The organism is Pseudomonas sp. NPDC077451 (assembly GCF_044543345.1).
GTDB lineage: Bacteria > Pseudomonadota > Gammaproteobacteria > Pseudomonadales > Pseudomonadaceae > Stutzerimonas.
This window is the reverse complement of the sequence record NZ_JBITVX010000017.1, coordinates 45,970-67,178: the sequence shown is the minus strand read 5'-3', so window position 1 is coordinate 67,178 and position 21,209 is coordinate 45,970. Positions and strand designations below refer to the sequence as shown.

19 protein-coding genes are annotated in these 21,209 nt (G+C 61.1%); 9 read left to right on the top strand and 10 right to left on the bottom strand.

Annotation, left to right across the window (positions count from 1 at the left end; genetic code table 11):
• Positions 1-3 precede the first annotated feature (3 nt).
• Positions 4-300 carry a flagellar protein FliT gene (gene fliT / locus ACIGHL_RS20110; protein WP_128121072.1) on the top strand — a complete coding sequence of 99 codons (297 nt, stop codon included), beginning with the start codon at positions 4-6 and terminating at the stop codon, positions 298-300.
• A 444-nt stretch (positions 301-744) separates the two neighbouring features.
• Here fliT and ppnP read toward each other — a convergent pair whose 3' ends face one another.
• Together ppnP and ACIGHL_RS20100 are read right to left on the bottom strand one after the other, a co-directional pair.
• Positions 745-1,026, bottom strand: a complete 282-nt coding sequence (ppnP, locus tag ACIGHL_RS20105; protein WP_128121073.1) for a pyrimidine/purine nucleoside phosphorylase — start codon at positions 1,024-1,026, stop codon at positions 745-747.
• A 116-nt stretch (positions 1,027-1,142) separates the two neighbouring features.
• A complete protein-coding gene (locus ACIGHL_RS20100) occupies positions 1,143-1,484 on the bottom strand; it encodes a DMT family protein (RefSeq protein WP_019339363.1) in 342 nt (113 codons plus the stop codon).
• 143 nt (positions 1,485-1,627) lie between these two features.
• Here ACIGHL_RS20100 and ACIGHL_RS20095 point away from each other — a divergent pair, with 143 nt between their 5' ends.
• Complete coding sequence (locus tag ACIGHL_RS20095; protein ID WP_128121142.1) at positions 1,628-1,879, top strand: YkgJ family cysteine cluster protein; 252 nt, start codon at positions 1,628-1,630, stop codon at positions 1,877-1,879.
• 314 nt (positions 1,880-2,193) lie between these two features.
• Here ACIGHL_RS20095 and ACIGHL_RS20090 read toward each other — a convergent pair whose 3' ends face one another.
• The 6 genes from ACIGHL_RS20090 to ACIGHL_RS20065 all read right to left on the bottom strand — a co-directional run bounded on the left by ACIGHL_RS20090 (position 2,194) and on the right by ACIGHL_RS20065 (position 10,358).
• Positions 2,194-2,931, bottom strand: coding sequence for a glycosyltransferase (locus tag ACIGHL_RS20090; RefSeq protein ID WP_181690025.1), 738 nt, complete (start codon positions 2,929-2,931; stop codon positions 2,194-2,196).
• The gene (locus ACIGHL_RS20085; protein ID WP_128121074.1) at positions 2,928-3,614 is read right to left on the bottom strand and encodes a DUF2064 domain-containing protein; all 687 of its coding nucleotides are present in this window, start codon (positions 3,612-3,614) and stop codon (positions 2,928-2,930) included. The genes ACIGHL_RS20090 and ACIGHL_RS20085 overlap by 4 nt, the downstream gene beginning before the upstream one ends.
• Positions 3,615-3,859: 245 nt before the next feature.
• Positions 3,860-6,016: a dihydrolipoyl dehydrogenase family protein gene (locus ACIGHL_RS20080; protein ID WP_128121075.1), complete on the bottom strand. Its 2,157-nt coding sequence runs from the start codon at positions 6,014-6,016 to the stop codon at positions 3,860-3,862.
• A gap of 120 nt (positions 6,017-6,136) precedes the next feature.
• Positions 6,137-7,516 carry an SLC5/6 family protein gene (locus ACIGHL_RS20075; RefSeq protein ID WP_206606873.1) on the bottom strand — a complete coding sequence of 460 codons (1,380 nt, stop codon included), beginning with the start codon at positions 7,514-7,516 and terminating at the stop codon, positions 6,137-6,139.
• 10 nt (positions 7,517-7,526) lie between these two features.
• Positions 7,527-8,504 carry an arsenosugar biosynthesis radical SAM (seleno)protein ArsS gene (gene arsS, locus ACIGHL_RS20070; RefSeq protein WP_128121076.1) on the bottom strand — a complete coding sequence of 326 codons (978 nt, stop codon included), beginning with the start codon at positions 8,502-8,504 and terminating at the stop codon, positions 7,527-7,529.
• Between the two features lie 378 nt (positions 8,505-8,882).
• Positions 8,883-10,358, bottom strand: coding sequence for an FAD-dependent oxidoreductase (locus ACIGHL_RS20065; protein WP_128121077.1), 1,476 nt, complete (start codon positions 10,356-10,358; stop codon positions 8,883-8,885).
• A 453-nt stretch (positions 10,359-10,811) separates the two neighbouring features.
• Here ACIGHL_RS20065 and ACIGHL_RS20060 point away from each other — a divergent pair, with 453 nt between their 5' ends.
• The 7 genes from ACIGHL_RS20060 to ACIGHL_RS20030 all read left to right on the top strand — a co-directional run bounded on the left by ACIGHL_RS20060 (position 10,812) and on the right by ACIGHL_RS20030 (position 17,568).
• Positions 10,812-11,891: an endonuclease/exonuclease/phosphatase family protein gene (locus ACIGHL_RS20060; protein WP_128121078.1), complete on the top strand. Its 1,080-nt coding sequence runs from the start codon at positions 10,812-10,814 to the stop codon at positions 11,889-11,891.
• Between the two features lie 292 nt (positions 11,892-12,183).
• Complete coding sequence (locus ACIGHL_RS20055) at positions 12,184-13,305, top strand: aldo/keto reductase (protein ID WP_128121079.1); 1,122 nt, start codon at positions 12,184-12,186, stop codon at positions 13,303-13,305.
• Between the two features lie 147 nt (positions 13,306-13,452).
• The gene (locus ACIGHL_RS20050; protein ID WP_181690026.1) at positions 13,453-14,898 is read left to right on the top strand and encodes a phospholipase D-like domain-containing protein; all 1,446 of its coding nucleotides are present in this window, start codon (positions 13,453-13,455) and stop codon (positions 14,896-14,898) included.
• A gap of 351 nt (positions 14,899-15,249) precedes the next feature.
• Positions 15,250-15,795, top strand: coding sequence for a c-type cytochrome (locus ACIGHL_RS20045; RefSeq protein ID WP_128121081.1), 546 nt, complete (start codon positions 15,250-15,252; stop codon positions 15,793-15,795).
• Between the two features lie 13 nt (positions 15,796-15,808).
• The gene (locus ACIGHL_RS20040; RefSeq protein WP_128121144.1) at positions 15,809-16,264 is read left to right on the top strand and encodes a DUF305 domain-containing protein; all 456 of its coding nucleotides are present in this window, start codon (positions 15,809-15,811) and stop codon (positions 16,262-16,264) included.
• Positions 16,264-16,809, top strand: coding sequence for a DUF6692 family protein (locus ACIGHL_RS20035; protein WP_128121082.1), 546 nt, complete (start codon positions 16,264-16,266; stop codon positions 16,807-16,809). The genes ACIGHL_RS20040 and ACIGHL_RS20035 overlap by 1 nt, the downstream gene beginning before the upstream one ends.
• A gap of 84 nt (positions 16,810-16,893) precedes the next feature.
• Complete coding sequence (locus ACIGHL_RS20030; RefSeq protein WP_128121083.1) at positions 16,894-17,568, top strand: haloacid dehalogenase type II; 675 nt, start codon at positions 16,894-16,896, stop codon at positions 17,566-17,568.
• Positions 17,569-17,587: 19 nt separating this feature from the next.
• Here ACIGHL_RS20030 and ACIGHL_RS20025 read toward each other — a convergent pair whose 3' ends face one another.
• Together ACIGHL_RS20025 and fdhF are read right to left on the bottom strand one after the other, a co-directional pair.
• On the bottom strand, positions 17,588-18,070 hold the full coding sequence (locus ACIGHL_RS20025; RefSeq protein ID WP_045427906.1) for a hypothetical protein: 483 nt from the start codon (positions 18,068-18,070) through the stop codon (positions 17,588-17,590).
• Positions 18,070-21,033: a formate dehydrogenase subunit alpha gene (fdhF, locus tag ACIGHL_RS20020; protein WP_216706852.1), complete on the bottom strand. Its 2,964-nt coding sequence runs from the start codon at positions 21,031-21,033 to the stop codon at positions 18,070-18,072. Before fdhF ends, ACIGHL_RS20025 begins: the two co-directional genes overlap by 1 nt.
• Positions 21,034-21,209 lie beyond the last annotated feature (176 nt).

Genomic DNA, 21,209 nt, shown 5'->3' with positions numbered 1-21,209 from the left:
TCGATGCTTAGTTTGGTGGATCGGCTTCAGGCGCAAGTTAAATTGCTGCGCGAAGCGCTTGCTCGCCTCGATTGGGAAGCGGTAGCGCTGCTCGATAAGCAGTCTCGTATTCTGGTTAAAACGGTTGCAGCGAGCGAATCGTGGGACGACCGTGAGCTGCATCAGGGGATCAGCGAGCTATCGCAGATCTACGCTGAGCTCCAGCAGGCTGGTCGAGCGGAGCGCGACCGTTTGGCTGGCGAACTGACCCGCTTGAGCCAGTCGAAGCAGGTTAACCAGGCCTACAAGCCGCTGGGGTAAGGCGGTTGAAATCGTCGTTCGTAAGTCGCTTTGATGGGCAAAAGCCAACCCAAAAGTTGAGGTAGGCTGGATTAGCCGAAGGCGTAATCTGGCGTTCGGGTGGGTTGGTTGCGTGCAGGTACGTGGGACGTGGCGCAATGGCGGTAAACGATGGAAGTGCCTCTGACAATTCCATCCTACGCAGAGCGGTCCAGCGTGCCGAGGCTTGGTGGGCTGAAGCGGAGCGCCGCCCGGCCCACCCTACAGCTGCAGGCGGCGTAGGGTGGATGGCGCTTCATCCATCCACCGCAACGACGGTCTGGGTTGCTCTGGGATCGCCCCTTCGCGGTAAACGACGGAAGCGACTCTGGCGATTCTATTCTGCGCGGAGCGTGCTGTGGTTTTGGTGGGCTGAAGCCCACCCTACAAGTGACGGTCTGGATTGCGCGTATCAAAACCTACCGCTTAGCGGTACTCACACAAATAGGCAGTCGCCTCCGCCACCTTCAGCTGAAACTTGCTGTTGGCCAGCACGGTGAACTGGGTGCCAGCGCCGAAGGTTTCGTAGTTCTCGCTTCCCGGCAGTTTCACGTCGAGGCTGCCAGCGACAACGTGCATAACTTCCAGCTGATTCGTGCCGAACTCGTAATCGCCGGGGGCCATGACGCCGATGGTGGCGGGGCCTGCTGCCATGTCGAATGCGATGGATTTGACGGTGCCGTCGAAGTACTCGTTGACCTTGAACATTCGGAAAATCTCTAAGGGATGGGAAAAGGGCGGCCAGTATGCCGAAGCCGCTGGACGCCGTCATCAGGTCGCATTGCGGCAAGATATGCTGCCTAAAAAGCCCGTCGAACCGACCGCTAAGAGCGAAAGATGAAGTACACAGCGCCCAACAAGCACAACCCGGCCCAGAGATAATCGAGCTTCAACGGTTGCTGCATGTACAGCACACTGAACGGCACGAAGATGGCGAGGGTGATTACTTCCTGCATGATCTTCAGCTGACCGATCGACAGTTCGGTGTAGCCGATTCGATTCGCCGGCACCATGATCAAATACTCGAACAGCGCGATGCCCCAGCTGATCAACGCGGCTATGAGCCAGGGCTTCCCGTTGAGTGTCTTGAGATGACCGTACCAGGCAAAGGTCATGAACAGGTTGGAAACGCACAGCAGGGCGGCAGTCTGAATCCAGATAGGCATAGGTCACTCCGGGGCGGTGGCGAATCCTATTGGCTCTCGGCACGGCCTCGCAAGTATCAGACGGGCGTCGCGTCGCGCTAGTGTCTTTTGCTAAGGCTGCGACTATTATCGCCGCCCCGTTATTTTCATTTCGGATCGTTGGAATGAACTGCCGTCCCGGTTGCGGTGCCTGTTGTGTTGCCCCTTCGATCAGCTCGCCGATGCCCGGTATGCCTTCAGGAAAACCGGCTGGCGAGCGCTGCCTGCATCTTTCTGAGCAGAACCTCTGCAGATTGTTCGGCTTGCCTTCCAGGCCTGCGGTTTGCAGCCAGTTTCAAGCGGATCATATTGTCTGTGGTGACAGCCGACAGGAGGCCATCCGACTGCTCGGCTGGTTGGAGCAGGCGACGGCATGATGATCGAGATACCGCCCCCGATTAGGGCGCGCTGAACAGCTGACCCGATGTTTTCATCAGACCCAACTTGGTATGCGTCGGCTTACGGTGAAGGCGTTGAGGATGGGGTCCGTAAGCATCGCTTGCCGGCAGCTGGCTAATCCTGGATTACAGCCGCACGGGTCGAAGGCTGCGCAGGCTCGCTCGAAGTCGAATCTCTAAGCTCAGTGCTCGAGCCGTCCCAGCCCAAGCAGACGGGGCCAGCGCTGGCGCTGTTAGTCCAATCGCTGCCACGTCAGGTCTCTAAACAGCTTTTTATGCCTGACAGGTAACCACTATCCCAGGCGGGAAGTATCGCGTGGCTTTGAGCCCGTTACGTTTCTTCTAGCGTAGAGCCGTGCAAGCCTAAAGGGCGATAGCCCTAGCATGAAACCCAGGGCCAGTAGGCGATTGCGGCTGGCACGGCGCCACCAGCCATCGCGTTGCCAGCGGCGTGAACTGACCCGGAGGCCATGCTCGAGGCGCTGAAAAATTCCCTGCCGGCGCAATCCTTTAACCAGCGGAACTTCCTCGAAAAGCGGCCAGGGCGCATGTTGCCCTACGGCGAAATAGGTTGTCCGGGGAGCGAAGATGCCTTGATCGCCATAGGGCACGCCGACCCGGTTTCGCCACGCCACCAGGCGTTCGATCAAGCGGCCTTGCCAGCTGTTCGTGTCGCTGAAGCGAAACGCGAAGTAGCCTCCCGTAGCGCCTTTCTCTATGGCCTCGCTCACGGCCATCAATGCCTGCCGGTCCAGATCGGCGTCGGCATGCAGAAACCAGAGAGTCTCATGCGCCGAGAGCGCGGCTCCCTGGCGTAACTGCTCGCCCCTCGATGGCGTTGCCGATGACCACAGCGCATCGTGGTTCCGGCACAGCGCTTGGCATCGCTCACTGACAGCCGCATCCACTACGACGATTTGCAGCGGTGTCCCGGTTTCTGACTCAGCCAGACGCAATTGCAGAAGCAGCCGATCAAGGTGCTCTTCGTCGTGCAGGCACGGGATGATCACGCTGATCCCTGATGAGCTCACCGTCGCAGTCCCTCAAGATTGTTCAGCGTTTGTAGCAGTCTTCGCCTCGCTGCTCTGGGGTCGTCGGCGAGCGCTTGGGCTGCAAGAGGCAGGTCCGCTTGTTCGTCGATATCGAACGATTCCCCGCAGAGCGCAACCGAATGACCCACCCGACGGCATGCATCCGCCAGTGCGTGACCCAGTTCAGGGGTGCTCCACGGCAAGGCAGCTAGATCCGGCCAGGGAAGTTTCGACGCCATCAGCACCACCCCTCCGTCTCGCGCAGCCACGAGCACCGTATCGTGTGTCCCCAACGCAGCGTGTACCCGCTGATAGTCATCCGATGTGAGCGCCGGGGCGTCGCTTCCGATGTACAGCAGTTGCCGGTGGCCGAGGCCGCGCAAGCTGTGGTCCAGGTTGTTGATTCGTTCGCCCAGGTTGCCGGCAGTTTGCGCCAGACACAGAGCCTGCGGCATCAGCTGCGCGGCCCAGTCACACGCATCCCTTTGATCGGGGGCAATGACGACCGGCCCGTGCCAGCTGCGCAGGTCTTCCAGTGCGCAATCAAGCAGATGCTCGGCGATATTCAAGGCTCGCTCGACACCGATGTGCACGGCCAGGCGCTGTTTGCCGTGGCCAAGGGCAGGTCGCTTGCAGATGAGGACCAGCGCTGCGTCGTCAGGAAGGGTTTGCTTCGTAGTCATCAAGCTGGCTCGTTGGGGATGGCGGGTGGCACATCTCGGCGCTGCGGTTATGTTCCGTCGGATAAGCCGCTCTGCTTATTGTTGCAGCGAGGCGTTGAAAGTGTCTTTGGATCTGTCCTGTTGGGCATTCGATGCAAGGTCCAGCTGCTAACAGTTGAGTTTCACCCGTTGCTTCACCTTTACAGGTTGATCAAAGTGACGGTTCCGTTTCCGTTTGCGCCGACCTGCTGAGGGCTGTGCCATGGTTATCGCCAATCCGCGCTGCCGCCAAGTCGCCAGCGGTGGAAGCGCGCCAGCCAGCGCAATACCGTGGCCGGGGCATGGGTGCGTTTCCATTCGCCGGCCACAGATTTGTTGGCTTCGGCCAGGGTCGGGTAAATGTGGATGGTGCCGAGAATCTTATTCAGCCCCAACCCATGCTTCATTGCCGAGACGTACTCGGTGATCAGATCACCGGCATGCTCGCCGACGATGGTAGCGCCGAGAATGCGGTCCTTGCCTGGCACTGTGAGCACCTTGATGTAGCCATAGGCGGCTTCATCGGCGATGGCGCGGTCAAGGTCATCCATGCCGAAGCGGGTGACTTCATAGGCGATGCCTTGAGCCTTGGCCTCCTGTTCGTTGAGCCCGACATGGGCGACCTCCGGGTCGGTAAAGGTGGCCCAGGGGATCACGCGATAGTCCACTTTGAAGCGCTTGAATCCACCGAACAGCCCGTTCACCGCGCCGTACCAGGCTTGATGCGAGGAGACATGGGTGAACTGGAAGGGGCCGGTTACGTCACCGACCGCATAGATGTTTGGAAAGCGGGTAGCCAAGTACTCGTCAGTGGCGAGAGTGCCGTTTTCCCGAACTTGTAGTTGCAGTTCCTCGACACCGAAACCCTTAATGTTGGCTCGGCCCAGCGCGACCAGTAGCTGGTCGAACTCGATGACCACTTCACCATCGAGTGAAAGATCACGGCAGACGACATGCCGCTGACCCTCGATGACCTCGAAGCGCTCGGCGCGGTGCTGCAGACGTACATCCACACCGTCTTTGCGCAACCCCGCCAGTACGGCCGCGCTGGCGTCGGTGTCCTCACGCGGCAGCAGGCGCTCGTTGCGCTGAACCAGGATGACCTGACATCCGAGCCGTTGAAAGGCCTGCGCCAACTCGCAACCGATCGGTCCACCGCCCAATACCAGCAGGCGTTTGGGCTGTTCACGTAAGGCCCAGACCGTGTCCGAGGTAAGCGGTGCGACCTGGTCAATACCGGGAATATCGGGCACTTTCGGACCTGCGCCAGTGGCGATGACGATGGCGCGGGTGTTGAGGCGCTGGCCGTTGACCTCGACGGTCCACGGCGAGGTGATTCGTGCTGTGCCTTCGATTACCTCGACGCCGAGTTCGGTGTACCGCTGAACCGAGTCATGTGGCGCGATCGTGGCGATCACGCGCTGGATGCGTTGCATGACGGCGGCGAAGTCCACCTCGCCCTCGATTGGCTTGAAGCCCAGCTGCTCGGCCTTCTTGAGTTCATTGGCCAGTCTGGCCGAGCGGATCAGCGCCTTCGACGGGACACAGCCTGTGTTCAGGCAATCGCCGCCCATTCTGTGTTTTTCGATCAGAGTGACCTTGGCCTTTACCGCCGCTGCGATATAGGCGCTGACCAGCCCACCGGAACCGGCGCCAATGACCACCAGGTTACGGTCGAACCGACGTGGTTTTTCCCAGCCCGCGTAAACCTTGCGTGCCTTGAACCCGTCCAGCGCCTTACGCGACAGCACCGGCAACAGCCCCAGCAGCACGAAGGCGCCAACCAGCCCCGGTGAGAGAATACCGCCCAAAGACTCCAGCTGACCTAGCTCGCGCCCGGCATTCACGTACACCAGCGTTCCGGGCAGCATGCCCAGTTGACTGACCCACCAGAATGTACGGACGGGTAATTGCGTAAGACCCATCGCCAGATTGATCAGGAAGAAGGGAAATACCGGGACCAGACGCAAGGCAAACAGGTAACTGGCGCCTTCGCGCTTCACGCCCTGGTTGATCTTGGCCAGCCGTTGCCGAAAGCGTGCCTGCACCCAGCTGCGAAGCAAGTAGCGGCTGAGCAACATCGCCAGGGTCGCGCCGAGCGTTGATGCGAAGGACACCAGCAACGTGCCGCCAAACAAACCGAAAAGCGCTCCGCCGGCAAGCGTCATCAATGCGGCACCAGGCAGTGACAAGGCCGTGACCAGGACATAGACGATGAAGAAAACGCCACCCGCAAGCCATGGGTGAGCCTCCACCTGTGCGTCGAGCGCCGCTTGCTGCGTCTTGATCGCGTCGAGACTGAGGTATTGGCCTATATCGAACATGAAGAAGCCGGCCAGCAGCACCAGAATCAGCGCCAGTACCGCGATTTTTCGGCTATTCATCCCTGCATCTCCGTCATTGATGCTCGACCGCATGGGCTGGGTCGCGCCTAGTGCTGGCAACTATGGCTGCGCGAGCGAGACGCGAAACGATCATGTGGCGAGTTGCGGCGCCCGCGCGCATCAATGGCATCCTCGCAGCCAGCCCGGCAGCAGGTACCCCTGGGTGCACAGCAACAAACCATAAAGGTTGGTGCCGAGCAGCAAGGCATATTTGCCATCGCCAATGGCCCAGCTCGGCGGAATCCAATCAAGCGTCAGAGCGATGCCCAGGCAAAGGCCAGTCCAGAAGCTCAGGTGGAAGCCCAGGCGAGTCGGCGTCGTCAGGCCGTGCAGGATAAACACCGGGGCGAGCCCAATGACCATGGTCCCGCTGATTGTCGTGGCCTTGAGGATATCGGTCCCCGCGATCATCGGCAGATTGCCCAGCAGGGCGAACAACACCATCGCTGCCATGCCCAGACCGATGGCCCGTGCCCCCAGATCACGCCCGGCTAGCAATGGCAGTTCCCGACCAACCAGCTTAGCGAGACTGGAAAACGTTGAGTCCAGCGTCGAGCCCGCGGCCGATACCATCACCACCGTCATCACCAACAGCGCGCCAATGCTCATAGTCTTGGCCAGGGCCGCCGGGACGTTTTCGGACGCGGGCAAGCCGGTTAATTGTGCATGTACCCCAATCAGACTGAAGGCGAGGATCGAGACGAAACCCAGAATGCCCGCGAGCAAAAAAGCACGGCGCATGGTGCGTTCTTCGCTGATGAAACCGCGGTCGGTAAGCACCGGATCGTGGAAGCCATAACTGAGTGCCTGCAGCCCCGCAACCAACAGCAGATCGACGCCCGCATTGAGTGACCAGTGACTGGTACTGCTCAGTTCCGCCGCCGTGTGTTGCGGCAGTACCAGGCCCAGGACCCAAATCAGCGCAACGATGAAGATCGCCATCTGCGCCGCGTCGGTCAGTATCGAGCTGCGAAGTCCACCGCGCAGGCTGTAGCCCAGCGTGACAGCGGTGAATAGCAAGGCAGCCGCAATGAACTCGGCGCTGCCAGACGTTCCGTAGTAGCCGCCGACCACTGCGGTATTGCTCCACACCTCGTTGAACAAACGGATGAGGATCGCCGCAGTGAACGCCAGGGCCGCTGCGTGACCGTAATGGCTGGACAGGAAACTCACCAGACCGGTAGCCGCAAAGCGCCGGCGCAGGCGATAGATGACGAAACCTGTCAGGGGGATCGAGAGCCAGTACATGGCGTAAGCCAGTCCGCCGACCAGGCCATAGCTGGCACCCAGATTCGCCGCATTGGTCACTGACTTGGCGAAGATCCGGCTGATGAAGATGCTCGAAGTCAGCAACCAGGGCGCGACGCTGCGGCCGTATTTGTCTTGGCCTTCAAAGAAGCCACCCAACGTCACCGAGCGCGGGGACAAGGCCAGCATCGCAGCGCCATAAAAGATCAGAAAGCCCCAGAAAAACAGTCCTGTCCAGCTGGTCATATCCATCGCAACGTCCTTATTCGATCAGGCTGCCACCACAGCTTGAGCCTTGCCCCGCAGTACAGGCATAGCAGTGATCTCGAGTCGCGATGGTGTTGCCTTGGAGGCTCGTCGTCTGAAGCAGGTTGCGCAGGTGCGGCCGGTCTCGGCCAATCAGGCCGGGCATGGCGGCCGGCAGGTCGAGCATCTGATTGAAGTCGCAGTCATACAGATAACCTTGCCAATCCACGCTGATCAGGCTGCGGCACATCACTGCTTCCAGATTGGCTGGTCGATAACTGTCGCGCAGCAACTGCATGTAGTCAGCGAATTGCCCTTTACTGATCAGGGTGCTGCCGAAGCGGGCGATCGGTTGATTGGTGATGGTCAGCAGATGGTCAAAGTGGATACCGAAGTCTTGTGCAAGGTGCGCTTTGTAATCCGCTTCGAGCGCCGCTTGTGGCGGTGGCAGGCTCGGCCCTTGTGGGTTGTAGACCAGGTTGAGCGTCAGGTCGCTAGCGGGTTCACCATAGCCAAGCTGGTTGAGCTTGCGCAGCCCGACGATGCTAGCCTCGAACACGCCATCGCCCCGCTGCCGGTCGACGTTCTCGCGTGAGTAGCAGGGCAGGGATGCCGTCACCTCGACGCCTTGCTCGGCCAGAAAATTCGCCAGGTCCTCGTAGCCAGGCTCGCTCAGAATCGTCAGATTGCAGCGGTCGATGACTCGCAGGCCCTCACGGCGTGCATGGGCGACGATCTCACGAAAGCGCGGGTGCATTTCCGGTGCGCCGCCGGTGAGGTCGAGCGTATGCACAGGATGCGCATCGATCACCTCATGCAGCAGGCCGAGGCTCTCATCGGTCATCGCCTCCGTGCGCGTCGGCCCGGCGTTCACATGGCAGTGCAGACAGCGCTGATTGCACTGGTAGGTGAGATTGACCTGCAAGGCCTCCAGCGACCCGCGACGCAGCGGCGGGAACGCCAGAGCGTTCAGGAGGGGAAGCGTTGCATGCATGGTGATGGCTGCTCGTGTGGAGAGATTTCCATTGGCGTCATTACGTGGCCCAGCGTTACAGGTTTTTCATACGCACACAGTGGATCGGTTCGTTATACGTCGCCAAGGGCGCAGCCTTTATAGCCTGTAGCCAAAAGCCACGTTCGGATCGCACCATTGAACGAAAGGATGCCCGGAAACCAGGCCGCTATGTTCGGCGGATATGTATCAGGGGTGTTCCCTGTTCGCTCAGCCACCGGCCGCAGAACCGTCGGCGCTCGGTAGCGCATCGACCAGCAGCTTGATGCCGAGCCCACCGGAACGACCCCAGCGCGCCTACTGGCATCCGAGGGACGGTTGGCATATCAAGCGACCCGCTTAGGTGCGAGTCGCTGATGCTCAAAGCGCCCTTGCAGCCAGCGGCTGGATGGCTGGGCCGTGAATCACTTCACCGTCAGCCTGGAAGATCGAGCCGTGGCAGGGGCAGTCCCAGGTGCGGTCGGCATTGTTCCAGGTCACGCTGCAACCCATGTGCGTGCAGGCCGCAGAGACGCCGTGCAGCACGCCGGAATCGTCTCGCCAGACCGCGATTTGCTCGTCGCCGCGGGTAATCACGCCACCTTCGCCGGGGCCGATCGCATCCAGCTCATCGACTTGTGACTGGCTCTCGCCGCTCTGGTTGAAGTCGTCCGGCGAGGGCCGCTTGGGGTCGTAAAGTGTCTTCCAAGGGCGCCGTCCGGTGATGATCTGGCGAGCGATACCAAGGCCGGCGGCGGTGCCGTTGCTGATGCCCCACGCATTGAAACCGGTGGCGACGAATAGCCCGGGCGCCTGCTCGGGATCGGCCTCGCCGACATAGGCCATGCGGTCGGCGGTGTCGTAGTCCTCGTTGCACCATTGCCACACCGCCTCGCCAACCGGCAGGTTGCTGCGCGCCCACCGTTCGAGGTCGACGAAGCGCTGCGCCACGTCTCCGTCCTGCCCGGTGTTAAAGCGCGGGCCGAGCACGAGCATCAGCGGGCCTTGGTCGTCGCGCCCCATGCGAATCGAATGGGTCGGGTCTTCTGCGGCAATGAACATGCCTTCGAGGCGGGCGTCATCCTGTGGGCGGAAGGCGATTGCCACATGGCAGCGTGGCTGGGTAGGGCTGACTAGATCGATCGGCGTCTCGACCGGCATGTGCGTGGCGAGGATCACCTGGTCGGCGCTGACCGTGCCGCCATCGAAACTCACCTGCCAGCGGTCGTTGCGCTCGAATTTCTGCGCGCGCGTCTGCTGATGGATCTGCCCCCCGCAAGCCTGTACCGCCGCCGCCAGGCCGACCAGGTAGCTGGCCGGGTTGAATTGCGCCTGGTCGGGAAACTCGAGCGCACCCGTGGTCTCGAAGGGCAGCGGCGCGCGGTCGAGCACCCGCGCGGCAAAGCCCAGGCAGCGAGCCGCCTCAGCTTCACGCTCGATGGCCTCGCGGCCTTGCGCGGAACAGGCATAAGCGAAGGCGGACTGGCGCTGGTAATCGCAGTCTATTTGCAGGTCTTCGACCCAGTGGCGAATGCGGTTCACCGCTTCACGGTTGACGTCCGCGTAGCACTGCGCCAGGTCCTGGCCGAAGGTATCAATCAGGTGTCGGTAGATGAGGGCATGCTGAGTGGTGACCTTGGCAGTTGAGCGTCCGGTGACCTGTCGACCGATTTCGCGCGCTTCGAGTACCACGACCTTCTTACCGGCTTCGCAGAGCGTCATGGCGGCGCTCAGCCCGACGATGCCGGCGCCGATCACCACAACATCGCATTCGCTGTGGCCGGTCGCCGGTGGGAAGTCGCTATGGGGGGCACTGGCATTCCAGCAGCAGTCGGGTAGGGCGGATAGCGCGGGCATGGGTAGGGTCCTCATCGGCTGAGTCGCATGGTCTGTCGACATCTCATCACCCGCCACAGCGTTAACGGCATGGCCGGAGGTTCACGAAACGTCGGGCACTAGGGAGTAGAGCGGTCCGGTTCGGGCAGGTTCCTGACCACCGGGCAGGACGCGCCAATCGACGCGGGTCCGGCCCTACTCGCGTCGGTTAGTGCGTGAAACAACAAGCAGAGCCCGGCGTACCGGTTGCCTTCCTCGCCCATGCTGACTGCCTTGTGTCGACCTGCCGCACCCGCCTGCCGCATCGGCGCTATGACAGAGGCGTCAGGGAACTCCGATGTTGGCGCTGCTCTGAATCAGCAGTTCGCGGCCTCCGTTGCATCGCAACAGAAGGTACCGATGAAGGCGGAACAATCAGCCTGGTGGCCGATCCGAACTAGCTATGAGCACGATGCAAGGTGGGGAGGGCCAGCCATGACCGAGGGCATCCTGGTAGGGGTGACTGTGGTTTTCGTGGCGGTCACTCTCATTCAATACTGGAGCCAGCCAAGCTGGTGGGTGCGCGGTTGGGATTTCCCCAAGTTGCAGGTAGGCGCTCTGTTGCTGGTACTGCTGCTGATTCAGTTGCTACTGCTGGATTTTTCCAACCGCTGGAACCTGCTGCTGCCGCCCGCGACGCTGGGTTGCCTGGCCTACCAGTGGTGGTGGATACGGCCCTACACACCGCTGGTACGCTGCGAGGTCGACTGGGCCGACCCGAATGACGACGGCCCGCGGATTCGTATCCTGTCCTCCAATGTACTGACGCCTAACCGCCACGCTGATCGCCTGATTGCGCTGGTCAGGCGTTACCAACCGGATGTACTGGTAGCCCTCGAGACGGACCAGTGGTGGGACGAACAACTGCAAGTACTCAGCGACGATTACCCTTATTGCATCCGCTGTCCGTTGGACAACCTCTACGGCATGCACGTGTTTTCGCGGCTGCCGTTGGAGCATCAGCGGCTGAGCTTTCTGGTGCAGGACAATATTCCCTCGATGCATGCCCGGCTGCGGGTCAATGACGAGCTGGGCGTGCGCATGCACTTCCTGCACCCGGCGCCGCCGAGCCCGACGGAAAACGACGAGTCCACCGAGCGTGACGTCGAGCTGCTAATCGTCGGGCGCAGCGTCAAGCAGACCGATGAACCGGTGATCGTCAGCGGTGACTTGAATGACGTCGCCTGGTCGCCGACCACTCGGTTGTTCCGCAAGATCAGTGGCCTGCTCGATCCACGCATCGGTCGCGGCATGTTCAATACCTTTCACGCGCAGTACCGCTTCCTACGCTGGCCGCTGGATCACTTCTTTCACAGTGCCCACTTTCGCGTGGCACGCATCGAGCGACTCGCGGATATCGGCTCGGATCACTTTCCCATGTTCATCGAACTGCAATACGACCGTCGCCACGCGAGCGAACAGCACAGTTTGGAAGCCGATGCCGCTGATCGCGCCCGGATGCAGCAGAAGGTCGCGCAGGAGCCAGCCAGCAAAGACGATGTGCCGCGGCCTTGAGCTTACAACTCGGACCGTCAGTTGCGATTCGATGCCAAAAGGGACGGCTCGTAATGCCTGGCGTTAGGTCCGCGTTGGAAACGCTGCGTCAGGAGGGCGTGGCTGAGTGGTTGCCGCAACGGGTATCGGCGAGAACGATGCCACCCCGGCGCGGAGTAGACGCCCTTGTGACCGCCCGTCCTACAGAGGGAATGCCTCGATCGGCTGGCAGTCCTCTTTGTATCGGCCCACCCCGAGGCGCCGCAGAGCGCGACGCGTTGAGCTTCGGGACCGCACACCTACAGGAGGCTGCATGCAGCGTCGTATTTTTCTCTCGACCCTGGCGGCTGGCAGTGCGCTGGCGCTGACCACGCCGCACCTATTGGCGCAAACGAGCACCGCTCCGTCCACAAGCCGCGCTCCCGAGGCGCTGCCGCGCAACGAGGGCGAGCACCCACGCTATCGACCGCCACAGCGTTTCGGGCTCGGTGGCGCCATCGCCCTGGGCGATATGCGCCGGCAGATCACTGAAGAACAGGCCCGTGCCATTCTCAAGGCTGCGTGGGAGCAAGGCATACGCTATTACGACACGTCGCCCTGGTATGGGTTGGGGCTGAGTGAGCGGCGGGTCGGCCAGTTGCTCTATCCGCGCGACCGCGATGGCTACGTCTTGTCATCCAAGACTGGACGGCTGCTTGAACCCGACCCGGGCTACGACCATCCTGGCTGGGAAGGCGTCGACAACTTCCGGCCAAAGTGGGATTTCTCCGCCTCCGCAACCCGCCGTTCTATCGAAGACAGCCTGCAGCGCCTGGGTGTCCCGCGCCTGGATATGGTGTTCATACACGACCTGTCGCCTGACCATATGGGCGCGCAATGGCGTGAACATTTCGAGGTCGCGCGCAAAGGCGCGATGCCAGAACTGGTGAAGATGCGCGAGGAGGGGCTGATCAAAGGCTGGGGGCTGGGCGTCAATACGCTCGAGCCGCTGCTCGACACGCTGGAGGTCTCCGATCCGGACATCAGCCTGTTGGCCACTCAGTACTCGCTGCTCAAACATGAAGATGCACTTACGCGTGCGTTCCCGGCTTGTGAAAAACGCAACGTCTCGCTGGTGCTCGGTGCGCCGCTCAATTCCGGTTATCTGGCCGGTGGCGAGTATTACAACTATGACCGTGGCGCGCCGGCCGACATTGCCGAAAAGCGCGAGCGCTATCGGGCGCTGGCTCGGGAGCATGGCGTCGATTTGCGCACGGCGGCCCTGCAGTTTTGCAACGCGCCGGATGTGGTTGCGGCGGTGATCCCCGGAGCAAGCAGCCCAGAACAGGTCCGCGAGAACGTGGCGTCGATAGTCGATGCGCATGTGCCGGCTGCCTTCTGGGCGGCGGCCAAGAATCAGGGATTGCTGCATGCAGACGCGCCAACGCCGCGCTAATCGCCCTGCGTTCCGGGTGCTACTTTGACTTTCGCTGATGGCGGAACCGGCCGCGTGACTCGGCCGGCCGGAGTCGAACGAACCACAGGTGATCGGTCCGCCTCGGCGCACCGATCGCCGGGACTCGCCGAGGCACCTGTTTCTGGCTTGAAATCGCGCATCGACTCGCTGGTCCGGGCCGCCACGCCTGGTCAGTCGGGGTTTCGTCTGTTGCTGTCCGGCCGGGATGCCTTCAATGCACGCGCCGAAGCCATCGCCCAGGCCACCGAGTCGCTCGACCTCCAGTACTACATTACCCACGACGGCATCAGTACCCGCCTGCTACTGGGTGAACTGCTACAGGCGGCCAACCGCGGTGTGCGTATCCGGCTGTTGCTCGATGACTTCGCAAGCGATGCGCGCGACCACCGCATTCTGCTCAGCGCTGCCCATCCCAACATCGAGATGAAAGTCTTCAATCCGCCGAACAAGGGGCGCAAACGAGCCACTACGCGGCCATTGGGTCGCCTGCTTGAGCTCCCTCATCAGCATCGACGGATGCACAACAAGCTGCTGTTGGCTGATCGCAACTTGGTCGTCATGGGCGGGCGCAACCTCGGGGATGAATATTACGACGCCGACCCTGAGCGCAATTTCGTCGACATCGACCTGCTATGTGTCGGCCCAGTGGCCAGTGATTTTTCCGCCAGTTTCGAGACGTACTGGCAACATTCACTGGCCGTGCCTATCGATCAATGCCTACGTAAATCCATCAAGCGGTTCGGACGAAGGCACCAGCCGCGGCCCTTAGCGCAGGAAATCGACGATGCGTGTAACAAGGAGCCAGACCAATGCTCGCTGCTGACCGCTTACCGTCGAACGCCACAGCTCGTCACATGGCTGGACCAGCTGGTATGGGCAACGGGCACAGCACTGTGGGATCCGCCCGGTAAGCTTGCGACAGCCTCGGGGCCCGACGAAGATCAGATGATGACCGCGCCGCTACTTCCCGTGGCACAAGGCGTACGCCGAGAGCTGATGTTGGTGTCCGCTTACTTCGTGCCTACCTGGGCAGGGCTGGCTTATTTAAGCGACTGTGTGGGTAGGGGCGTGTCGGTTCGGGTACTGACCAATTCGCTCGAGGCGACGGACGTCCCGCTGGTACATGGCGGCTACCAGCCCTATCGCAAAGCTCTGTTGAATGCGGGCGTGCGGCTGTTTGAAATGCGAAAGAAACCAGCGACGCACTCGCGCTACAGGCTCGCCGATACACCGGTGAGTCTGCATAGCAAGGCGGTGGTGTTCGACAATCGGCAGGTATTCATCGGCCCACTGAACCTGGACCCACGCTCGGTACTGTGGAATTCGGAGGTGGGCGTTCTGGTTGACAGCCCGACGTTGGCCAATGCTGTGCGCCAGCTGGTGGCTGAGGGGCAATCAGGAACCGTGAGCTACGAAGTCGAAGTCGACGGCAGCGCCCAAAGCGCCGGGCTTGTCTGGAACTACGAAGATGACCAGGGCCGCGCGCTCAAACTCAAACGTGAACCGGCCAATCCATGGCGACGTTTCAATGCCTGGTTGGCGCGCCTGTTGAGAGTCGAGCCATTTCTCTAATCCCGAACGCAGTCTGACCCAGGCTCAGGCGCAACAGACGGGACACAGCCAGGGGAGTCCTGTGGGCACTATCTGGACGGTGCCGCAGGACATGCTTTCCGATGTTCTCGAGAGCGTCAAAGACCACCGCAGTTCAGTATTGGCGTTCACTGCGGCTTAGTGCTGTTCACCTCATTTCGACCGGATTAGGGCCTTGACTGTCCGATATGGCGTACGCCAGCGAAGTTGTCACGTGCTTCGCTTAATTCCCAACATTACATTTCAGTAAGTTAGTGAGTGGCGGGCAACTATGGCCCGTATTGTCGTGTCTACGCCATTACGGACGGCAATCGGTTAAATAGAGGCCATCACATGCAAAACGATAAAGGTATTTTTCTAAAAGGCGTATTGGGCGGCGCTGTATTAGCCGCGTTGTTAGGTTTGCTGCTGGCATTGTTCGTTGCTTATACCGGCGCCTACAACATAGCTGCATCTCAGGATCATTCGCCCTTCGTTCGCTGGTTGTTCTCGACCACCATGCAAAACTCGGTGGCAGCCAGAGCAGATGAGTTGGAGGCGCCCACTGAGTTCTCCGAGGCGCAAATTGCCGCCGGTGCAGAGCACTATAAGGCGATGTGTCAGCACTGCCACGCTGGTCCAGGCGTGGAAAGAGCCGAGTGGGCACAGGGGCTGCTACCGCAACCGCCGCACCTGGTCGAGGAGGCCGCGCATTGGCAGCCGAACGAGGTGTTCTGGCTCGTCAAGCATGGCGTTCGCATGTCGGCCATGCCGGCTTTCGGCGAAACGCACAAGGATGCCGAGCTCTGGGACATCGCCGCGTTCGTTAAGCAGCTACCCGGCATGACCGCCAGCGAGTACGCCGCGCTGGGTCAGCAAACCGGCACGCATAAGCACTAGAAGGAAAAACATGATGCAGATGTCTTATTGGCGTTTCGCCGCGATGATCGCAACTTCCACGGTCGTGATGTTCGGCCTGATGTACCTAAATACTTATGCTTCCGAACATATTTTATGGAGCGAGACTCGGGCGTGGATGGCGCTTTTGATGGGCGCAGTTATGGCCGTGATCATGCTGAGTTTTATGCTCAATATGTATAAGAAAAAGCGGGTCAATATCGCTATATATATTGGCAGCATTGTTGTGTTCGCATTGACGCTCTGGATAATTCGAAGTCAGGCCACGGTTGGTGATGCGGAATATATGAAGGCCATGATTCCCCATCATTCGATTGCGATCATGACGAGCGAGCGCGCGCAGATTACCGACCCGCGAGTTCGCAAACTGGCCGATGAGATCATCGCGGCGCAGCGTCGCGAAATAGCGGAAATGAAATACCTGATCAATGAACTCGAGAGGGTCGACTGATGCGTCTTCATATGCACCGGAGCGGCCCGAGGTCGCTCGCCTGGAAATGGCTCACGCCGCTCGCCGCACTGCTGCTCACCGCCTGTGGCGATCCAGCGCCGGGAGAGGGCGTGAAAAAACCAATGATGAGCGGTCCGCCACCGGAGGTGGTCGGTGCCCGCGAAGCGGTGGGTACACCTGACATTCCGACCATCGATCCGCAGACGCTCGATGCGGCCGAGATCGAGAAAGTGCTGGGCGCTGGGCCGCGTTGTCTCTTTGCCTACACAGCCAAAAGCCCACCCGTGATTGCTCTTCAGGTCACTGGCGATACTGCTGGCCAGGGTGTAGTGAAAGTTCATGGCCGGCTGGTAAAGCTTGCTGCGCAGCGTGCAGAGGCCGGTGGTTTTGCTCTGAGCGCTGATGGCATGTCGGTCAAGATCCAGCCGGCAGACGCGGGTGACGAAGCCAGGCCAACCGAACTGCGCGAGGCCGATATGTTATTCGAACTGGAACAGGGGCTACGGGTTGGCTACCGCGGCTGGTATCGCTGCACCACGCCGTGATTCCCACGTGAAAGCATCGATCCGCACCATAGCCATCCCATGAGCCCGGGGATCCTTTGACCGATCCGTGCAGGAGACAAGCGCATGCTTCGCCACCTTGTGTTCGATGTAAACGAGACGTTGCTGGATGTCGCCGCGCTTGACCCGCTCTTTGTGCGCCTGTTCGGCGATGCCAGTGCCCGTGTCGAGTGGTTTCTGACCTTGGAAGAGGGCTGGATGACCGCGACCATTGTTGAACGCTTCCAACCCTTCGCCAAACTGGCCCAGGCGGCACTGGTTATGGTCGGACAACGACGGGAAATCGAGGTCAGCGAAGCCCAGTGCGAGGAACTGGTTGAAGGCATGAAGCGGCTGCCAGCGCACCCGGAGGTACGGCCAGCGTTGGAACAGCTACGTGGCGCGGGGTTTCATCTTGCCGCCTTGAGTAACGGAAGCCTACAGGCGCTGCGCCAACAGCTGGAGTCGGCGGGGCTGGGCGATAGCTTCGACGCGATCCTGTCGGTCGAGGAGACGCAGCGCTACAAGCCGGCTCCGGAGCCATACCGCATGGCAGCCAAGTGCATCGGCATAGAGCAGGAACAGATGATGATGGTTGCGGCTCATGCCTGGGATATCACTGGCGCGGCGGCGGTAGGCTGCCGCACCGCATTCATTGCGCGACCGGGCAAGGTGCTCAATCCGGCCGGTAGCCAGCCGGATATTCAGGGTAACGATCTGCAGGACTTCGCCAGGCAACTGCTCGCCTGGCGTGAGCGGTAACGGTCGAGACCGCTTCGCCTCATTGCTCCGTCTGTTTGCCGCTGAAGGCGGTGATCGGCTTTTCCGCCTCTTTGTCGAGACCGCTGGCGAAGGTCTTCAGGCCTTCGATGATGGGCATCAACGCAGCCCACAGCTCGTCGTCATGCAGCATCTTGTAGGCGCCGGTTACGCCCGGTGCTTCGTCGTGCTTGTCGTCCGGCTTGTAACGGCTAACGGCACCGAAAGCGGACTGGAAGGCAAACACAATCTTGTAGAACTGTGCCGGCTCGATGCGGGACAGCGCCATGCCGAGAATGGACAGGTTCTGTATGGCATTGAGCGAACCTTCCTTGCTCATGCCGTCCACCAGGACTTTCAGCAGGCGGTCGTGCGAACCGGCCAGGTCGTTGGCAAAGCGCAGCACGCCGCGCTGGTGCAAGGTTTCTAGGAGGGTATCGAGCTCTTCCCTGGCATCGGGACCAATCGGGGTCGGTTTGACGTCGTAGTCTAATCGTTCGGCCATCAGAATCTCTCCGGGTGCGTGGCTCGGGCGGGCGGCGCGACGTAGTCGTCGCGGTACCACTTCACCTCTACGGGCACGCCATCGTTCGGCGTGCGGGTGGCGTTGCGGAAGTTATTCGACGGCAGCGGCGGCTCACCTTTTTTCGGCAATACCTCAAGCTTCACCGCGGTTTCCTTGTAGGCCGGCGTGTTCACGTCAGGGTCGTGATGCTCGCCAGTGAGCAGGTTGAGGCCTGGCTTGCCCTGGTGAATGGGCATGAACAGCGTCTTGCCGGCGACCCGGTCGGTCACGGTGGCACGGACTTCCACTGAGCCGCGACGCGAGGTCACGCGCACCCAGGTGCCGTCTTCGATGCCGCGTTCGGCGGCCAGCTCGGGGCTGACTTCGACGAACCAGTTTGGCGCCTGGGACCAGATGCGTGGCCCGCGGCCGGTCTGGTTGGTGCCCTGGAATTGCTCGAGCATGCGGCCGTTGTCGAGCATGATGTCGTACTCGCTGTCGGCCGCCTCGGCGGGCTGCTTCCATTCCAGCGGGAAGAGCACGGCCTTGCCATCGTCGGTGTGGAAGCGCTCGGTATAGAGCAGCGGCGTGGTGCTGCCGTCAGTCTGCATGGGCCAGAACAACGACTGCCAGCCTTCCAGGCGCTCATAGCTGATGCCCTGGAACATGGTGGCAATGCCGGCGACCTCATCCATGATCTGGCTCGGGTGGGTGTAGCCCCAGTCGTAGCCCATACGCTTGGCCAGATCGGTGAGGATCTGCCAGTCCGGACGGCTGTCACCGAGCGGCGGTAGCACCTGGTAGAAGCGCTGGATGCGCCGTTCGGTATTGGTGAAGGTGCCATCCTTTTCCACCGAGGGGGAGGCCGGCAGCACCACGTCGGCGAACTCGGCGGTGCGGCTCATGAAGATGTCCTGCACCACCATGAAGTCGAGGCTTTCGAAGCCGCTGTGCACGTTGCGGCTGTCGGCGTCGGAGAAGGCGGTTTCCTCACCAATGATGAACATCGCCTTGACCGAGCCTTCGTCCGCACCCTTGACCATGGTGAAGTTGTCGTTGCCTTTTTCCAGCGACAGTTTCTCCTTCGGCACGCCCCAGGCCTTGGCCCACTTGTCGCGGTTCTTTTCCTCGGTGACCTTCTCGTAACCGGGGTACATGTTCTTCAGGCAGCCGAAGTCGCTGGCGCCCTGGACGTTGTTATGGCCACGCATCGGGTAGCCGCCGGTGCCGGGACGGCCATAGTTGCCGGTGACCAATAAGAGGTTCGACAGCGCCGTACTGGTGTCCGAGCCGTGGCTGTGCTGGGTGATGCCCATGGCCCAGAGCAGGCAGACGCTCTTCGCCTGGCCGATCAGCTCGGCGGCCTCGATCAGTTTCTCTTTCGCGATACCGGTGACCTGGGCGGCAAAGTCCATCGTGAAGGGCTCGAGCGACTGCTTGTATTCCTCGATCTGATTGACTCGCGCATTGAGGAATTCGGTGTCGGCATAGCCGTGCTCGAACATGTAGCGCGACAACGCCGAGGCCCAGACCATGTCGGTGCTGGCGTTGGGTCGCAGGTGAATATCGGCGCGCTCGGCCATCTCGTGTTTGCGCGGATCGAAAACCACCCACTTCTGGCCCCTGTGCTTCTTCTGCGCCTTCAGCTTGGAGGCGATCACCGGGTGGTTTTCGGACAGGTTGCTGCCGACCATCACGATCAGCTCGGCCTTTTCCATATCCGCGATGGTGCCGGCATCGCCGCCATAGCCGACGGTGCGGAACAGCCCCTTGGTCGCCGGGTTCTGGCAGTAGCGCGAGGAGTTGTCGACGCTGTTGGTGCCGATGATCGCGCGGGCGATTTTCTGTGTGAGGTAGGCCTCTTCGTTGCTGGCTTTGCTCGAGCCAATGAAGCCGATGCTGTCCGGACCATGGGTATCGCGGATCTGCAGCAAGCGCTGGGCGACTAGATCGAGTGCTTCGTCCCAGCTGGCCTCGCGGAACTTGCCGTTGTCGCGGATCAGCGGGGTGGTCAGGCGTTCCGGGTCGTTGACGAAATCCCAGGCGAACTTGCCCTTGATGCAGGTGGAGATGCCGTTGGCCGGCGCATCGACCACCGGCTGCACCTTGAGAATATGCCGATCGCGAGTCCACATCTCGAAGGAGCAGCCGACCCCGCAATAGGTGCACACGGTCTTGGTGCGCTTGATCTCCGGCTGACGCCAGTGCATGTCGAGCATCGACACGCCAGTGATCGGCCGCGCGCCGATGGTTTCTTCGAGCTTCTTGACCATGTCGATCATGGGCCGCTTGACGTCCTGCGGCAGCGCGGTGAACGGGCCGGCGTCGGGCTGCATGGTCTTTTCCAGCAGGGCGTTACATGGGCAGACCGTCACGCAATGGCCGCAGCTTACGCAGCTCGAATCGTCGATCGGCTTGCCGCCATCCCAGAGCACGCGCGGATGCTCCATGTTGAAGTCGATCGACAACGTCTCGTTGACCTCGACGTTCTGGCAGGCCTCGACACAGCGGCCGCAGAGGATGCACTGATCCGGATCGTAGGTGTAGAAGGGGTTGGAGTGGTCCTTCTCATAAGGCTTGCGCTTGAATTCGTAGCGCTGGATTGGGATATCCATTTGCGCATAGGTGTTGTGCAGCGTGCAGTCGCCGGTGTTGTGCTCGCACAGCGTGCAATACAGCTCGTGCTTGGCGACCAGCCGATCCATGCCTTCTTCGCGCGCCGCCTTGGCTTCGGCGACCTGACTGGTGACCTCCAGCCCGTCATGCGCCTTCAGCGTGCAGCCCCGCACCAGCTCACCATCGACCTGCACCCAGCAGACATCACAGGTCTGCGGCGAGCCGAGAGCACGGTGATAGCAGACGTGGGGTAGATCGATGTCATGGTTCGCCAGGAAATCAATCAACGGGGTGTCGGCATCGCCGTTCAGTGGCTTGCCGTCGAAGTGGATCGTGCAGTTGCTCATCAGGCCTCCGTTTTTGTAGTCGGATCGGTGCGGATGGCATCCTGGCCTGGCGCCGGCACGGCCCGGCGACTCCTGCCGAACGCCTGCCCTCCGGTGCAAAGTCAAAGGGTGGGTCCGGAAATGATTGTCCATAGCTGACTGATCGTCTTGCGCAAACGTTCCCTTCCGATTCGTGT

Bases quoted from the DNA above. Each gene is read 5' to 3' on its own strand.
- ACIGHL_RS20030 (WP_128121083.1), top strand. From the start codon at position 16,894: ATGCTTCGCCACCTTGTGTTCGATGTAAACGAGACGTTGCTGGATGTC.
- ACIGHL_RS20075 (WP_206606873.1), bottom strand. From the start codon at position 7,516: ATGGATATGACCAGCTGGACAGGACTGTTTTTCTGGGGCTTTCTGATC.
- ACIGHL_RS20095 (WP_128121142.1), top strand. From the start codon at position 1,628: ATGAACTGCCGTCCCGGTTGCGGTGCCTGTTGTGTTGCCCCTTCGATC.
- ACIGHL_RS20025 (WP_045427906.1), bottom strand. From the start codon at position 18,070: ATGGCCGAACGATTAGACTACGACGTCAAACCGACCCCGATTGGTCCC.
- ACIGHL_RS20100 (WP_019339363.1), bottom strand. From the start codon at position 1,484: ATGCCTATCTGGATTCAGACTGCCGCCCTGCTGTGCGTTTCCAACCTG.
- fliT (WP_128121072.1), top strand. From the start codon at position 4: ATGCTTAGTTTGGTGGATCGGCTTCAGGCGCAAGTTAAATTGCTGCGC.
- ppnP (WP_128121073.1), bottom strand. From the start codon at position 1,026: ATGTTCAAGGTCAACGAGTACTTCGACGGCACCGTCAAATCCATCGCA.
- ACIGHL_RS20060 (WP_128121078.1), top strand. From the start codon at position 10,812: ATGACCGAGGGCATCCTGGTAGGGGTGACTGTGGTTTTCGTGGCGGTC.
- ACIGHL_RS20040 (WP_128121144.1), top strand. From the start codon at position 15,809: ATGCAGATGTCTTATTGGCGTTTCGCCGCGATGATCGCAACTTCCACG.
- ACIGHL_RS20035 (WP_128121082.1), top strand. From the start codon at position 16,264: ATGCGTCTTCATATGCACCGGAGCGGCCCGAGGTCGCTCGCCTGGAAA.
- ACIGHL_RS20080 (WP_128121075.1), bottom strand. From the start codon at position 6,016: ATGAATAGCCGAAAAATCGCGGTACTGGCGCTGATTCTGGTGCTGCTG.
- ACIGHL_RS20045 (WP_128121081.1), top strand. From the start codon at position 15,250: ATGCAAAACGATAAAGGTATTTTTCTAAAAGGCGTATTGGGCGGCGCT.
- fdhF (WP_216706852.1), bottom strand. From the start codon at position 21,033: ATGAGCAACTGCACGATCCACTTCGACGGCAAGCCACTGAACGGCGAT.
- arsS (WP_128121076.1), bottom strand. From the start codon at position 8,504: ATGCATGCAACGCTTCCCCTCCTGAACGCTCTGGCGTTCCCGCCGCTG.
- ACIGHL_RS20085 (WP_128121074.1), bottom strand. From the start codon at position 3,614: ATGACTACGAAGCAAACCCTTCCTGACGACGCAGCGCTGGTCCTCATC.
- ACIGHL_RS20055 (WP_128121079.1), top strand. From the start codon at position 12,184: ATGCAGCGTCGTATTTTTCTCTCGACCCTGGCGGCTGGCAGTGCGCTG.
- ACIGHL_RS20065 (WP_128121077.1), bottom strand. From the start codon at position 10,358: ATGCCCGCGCTATCCGCCCTACCCGACTGCTGCTGGAATGCCAGTGCC.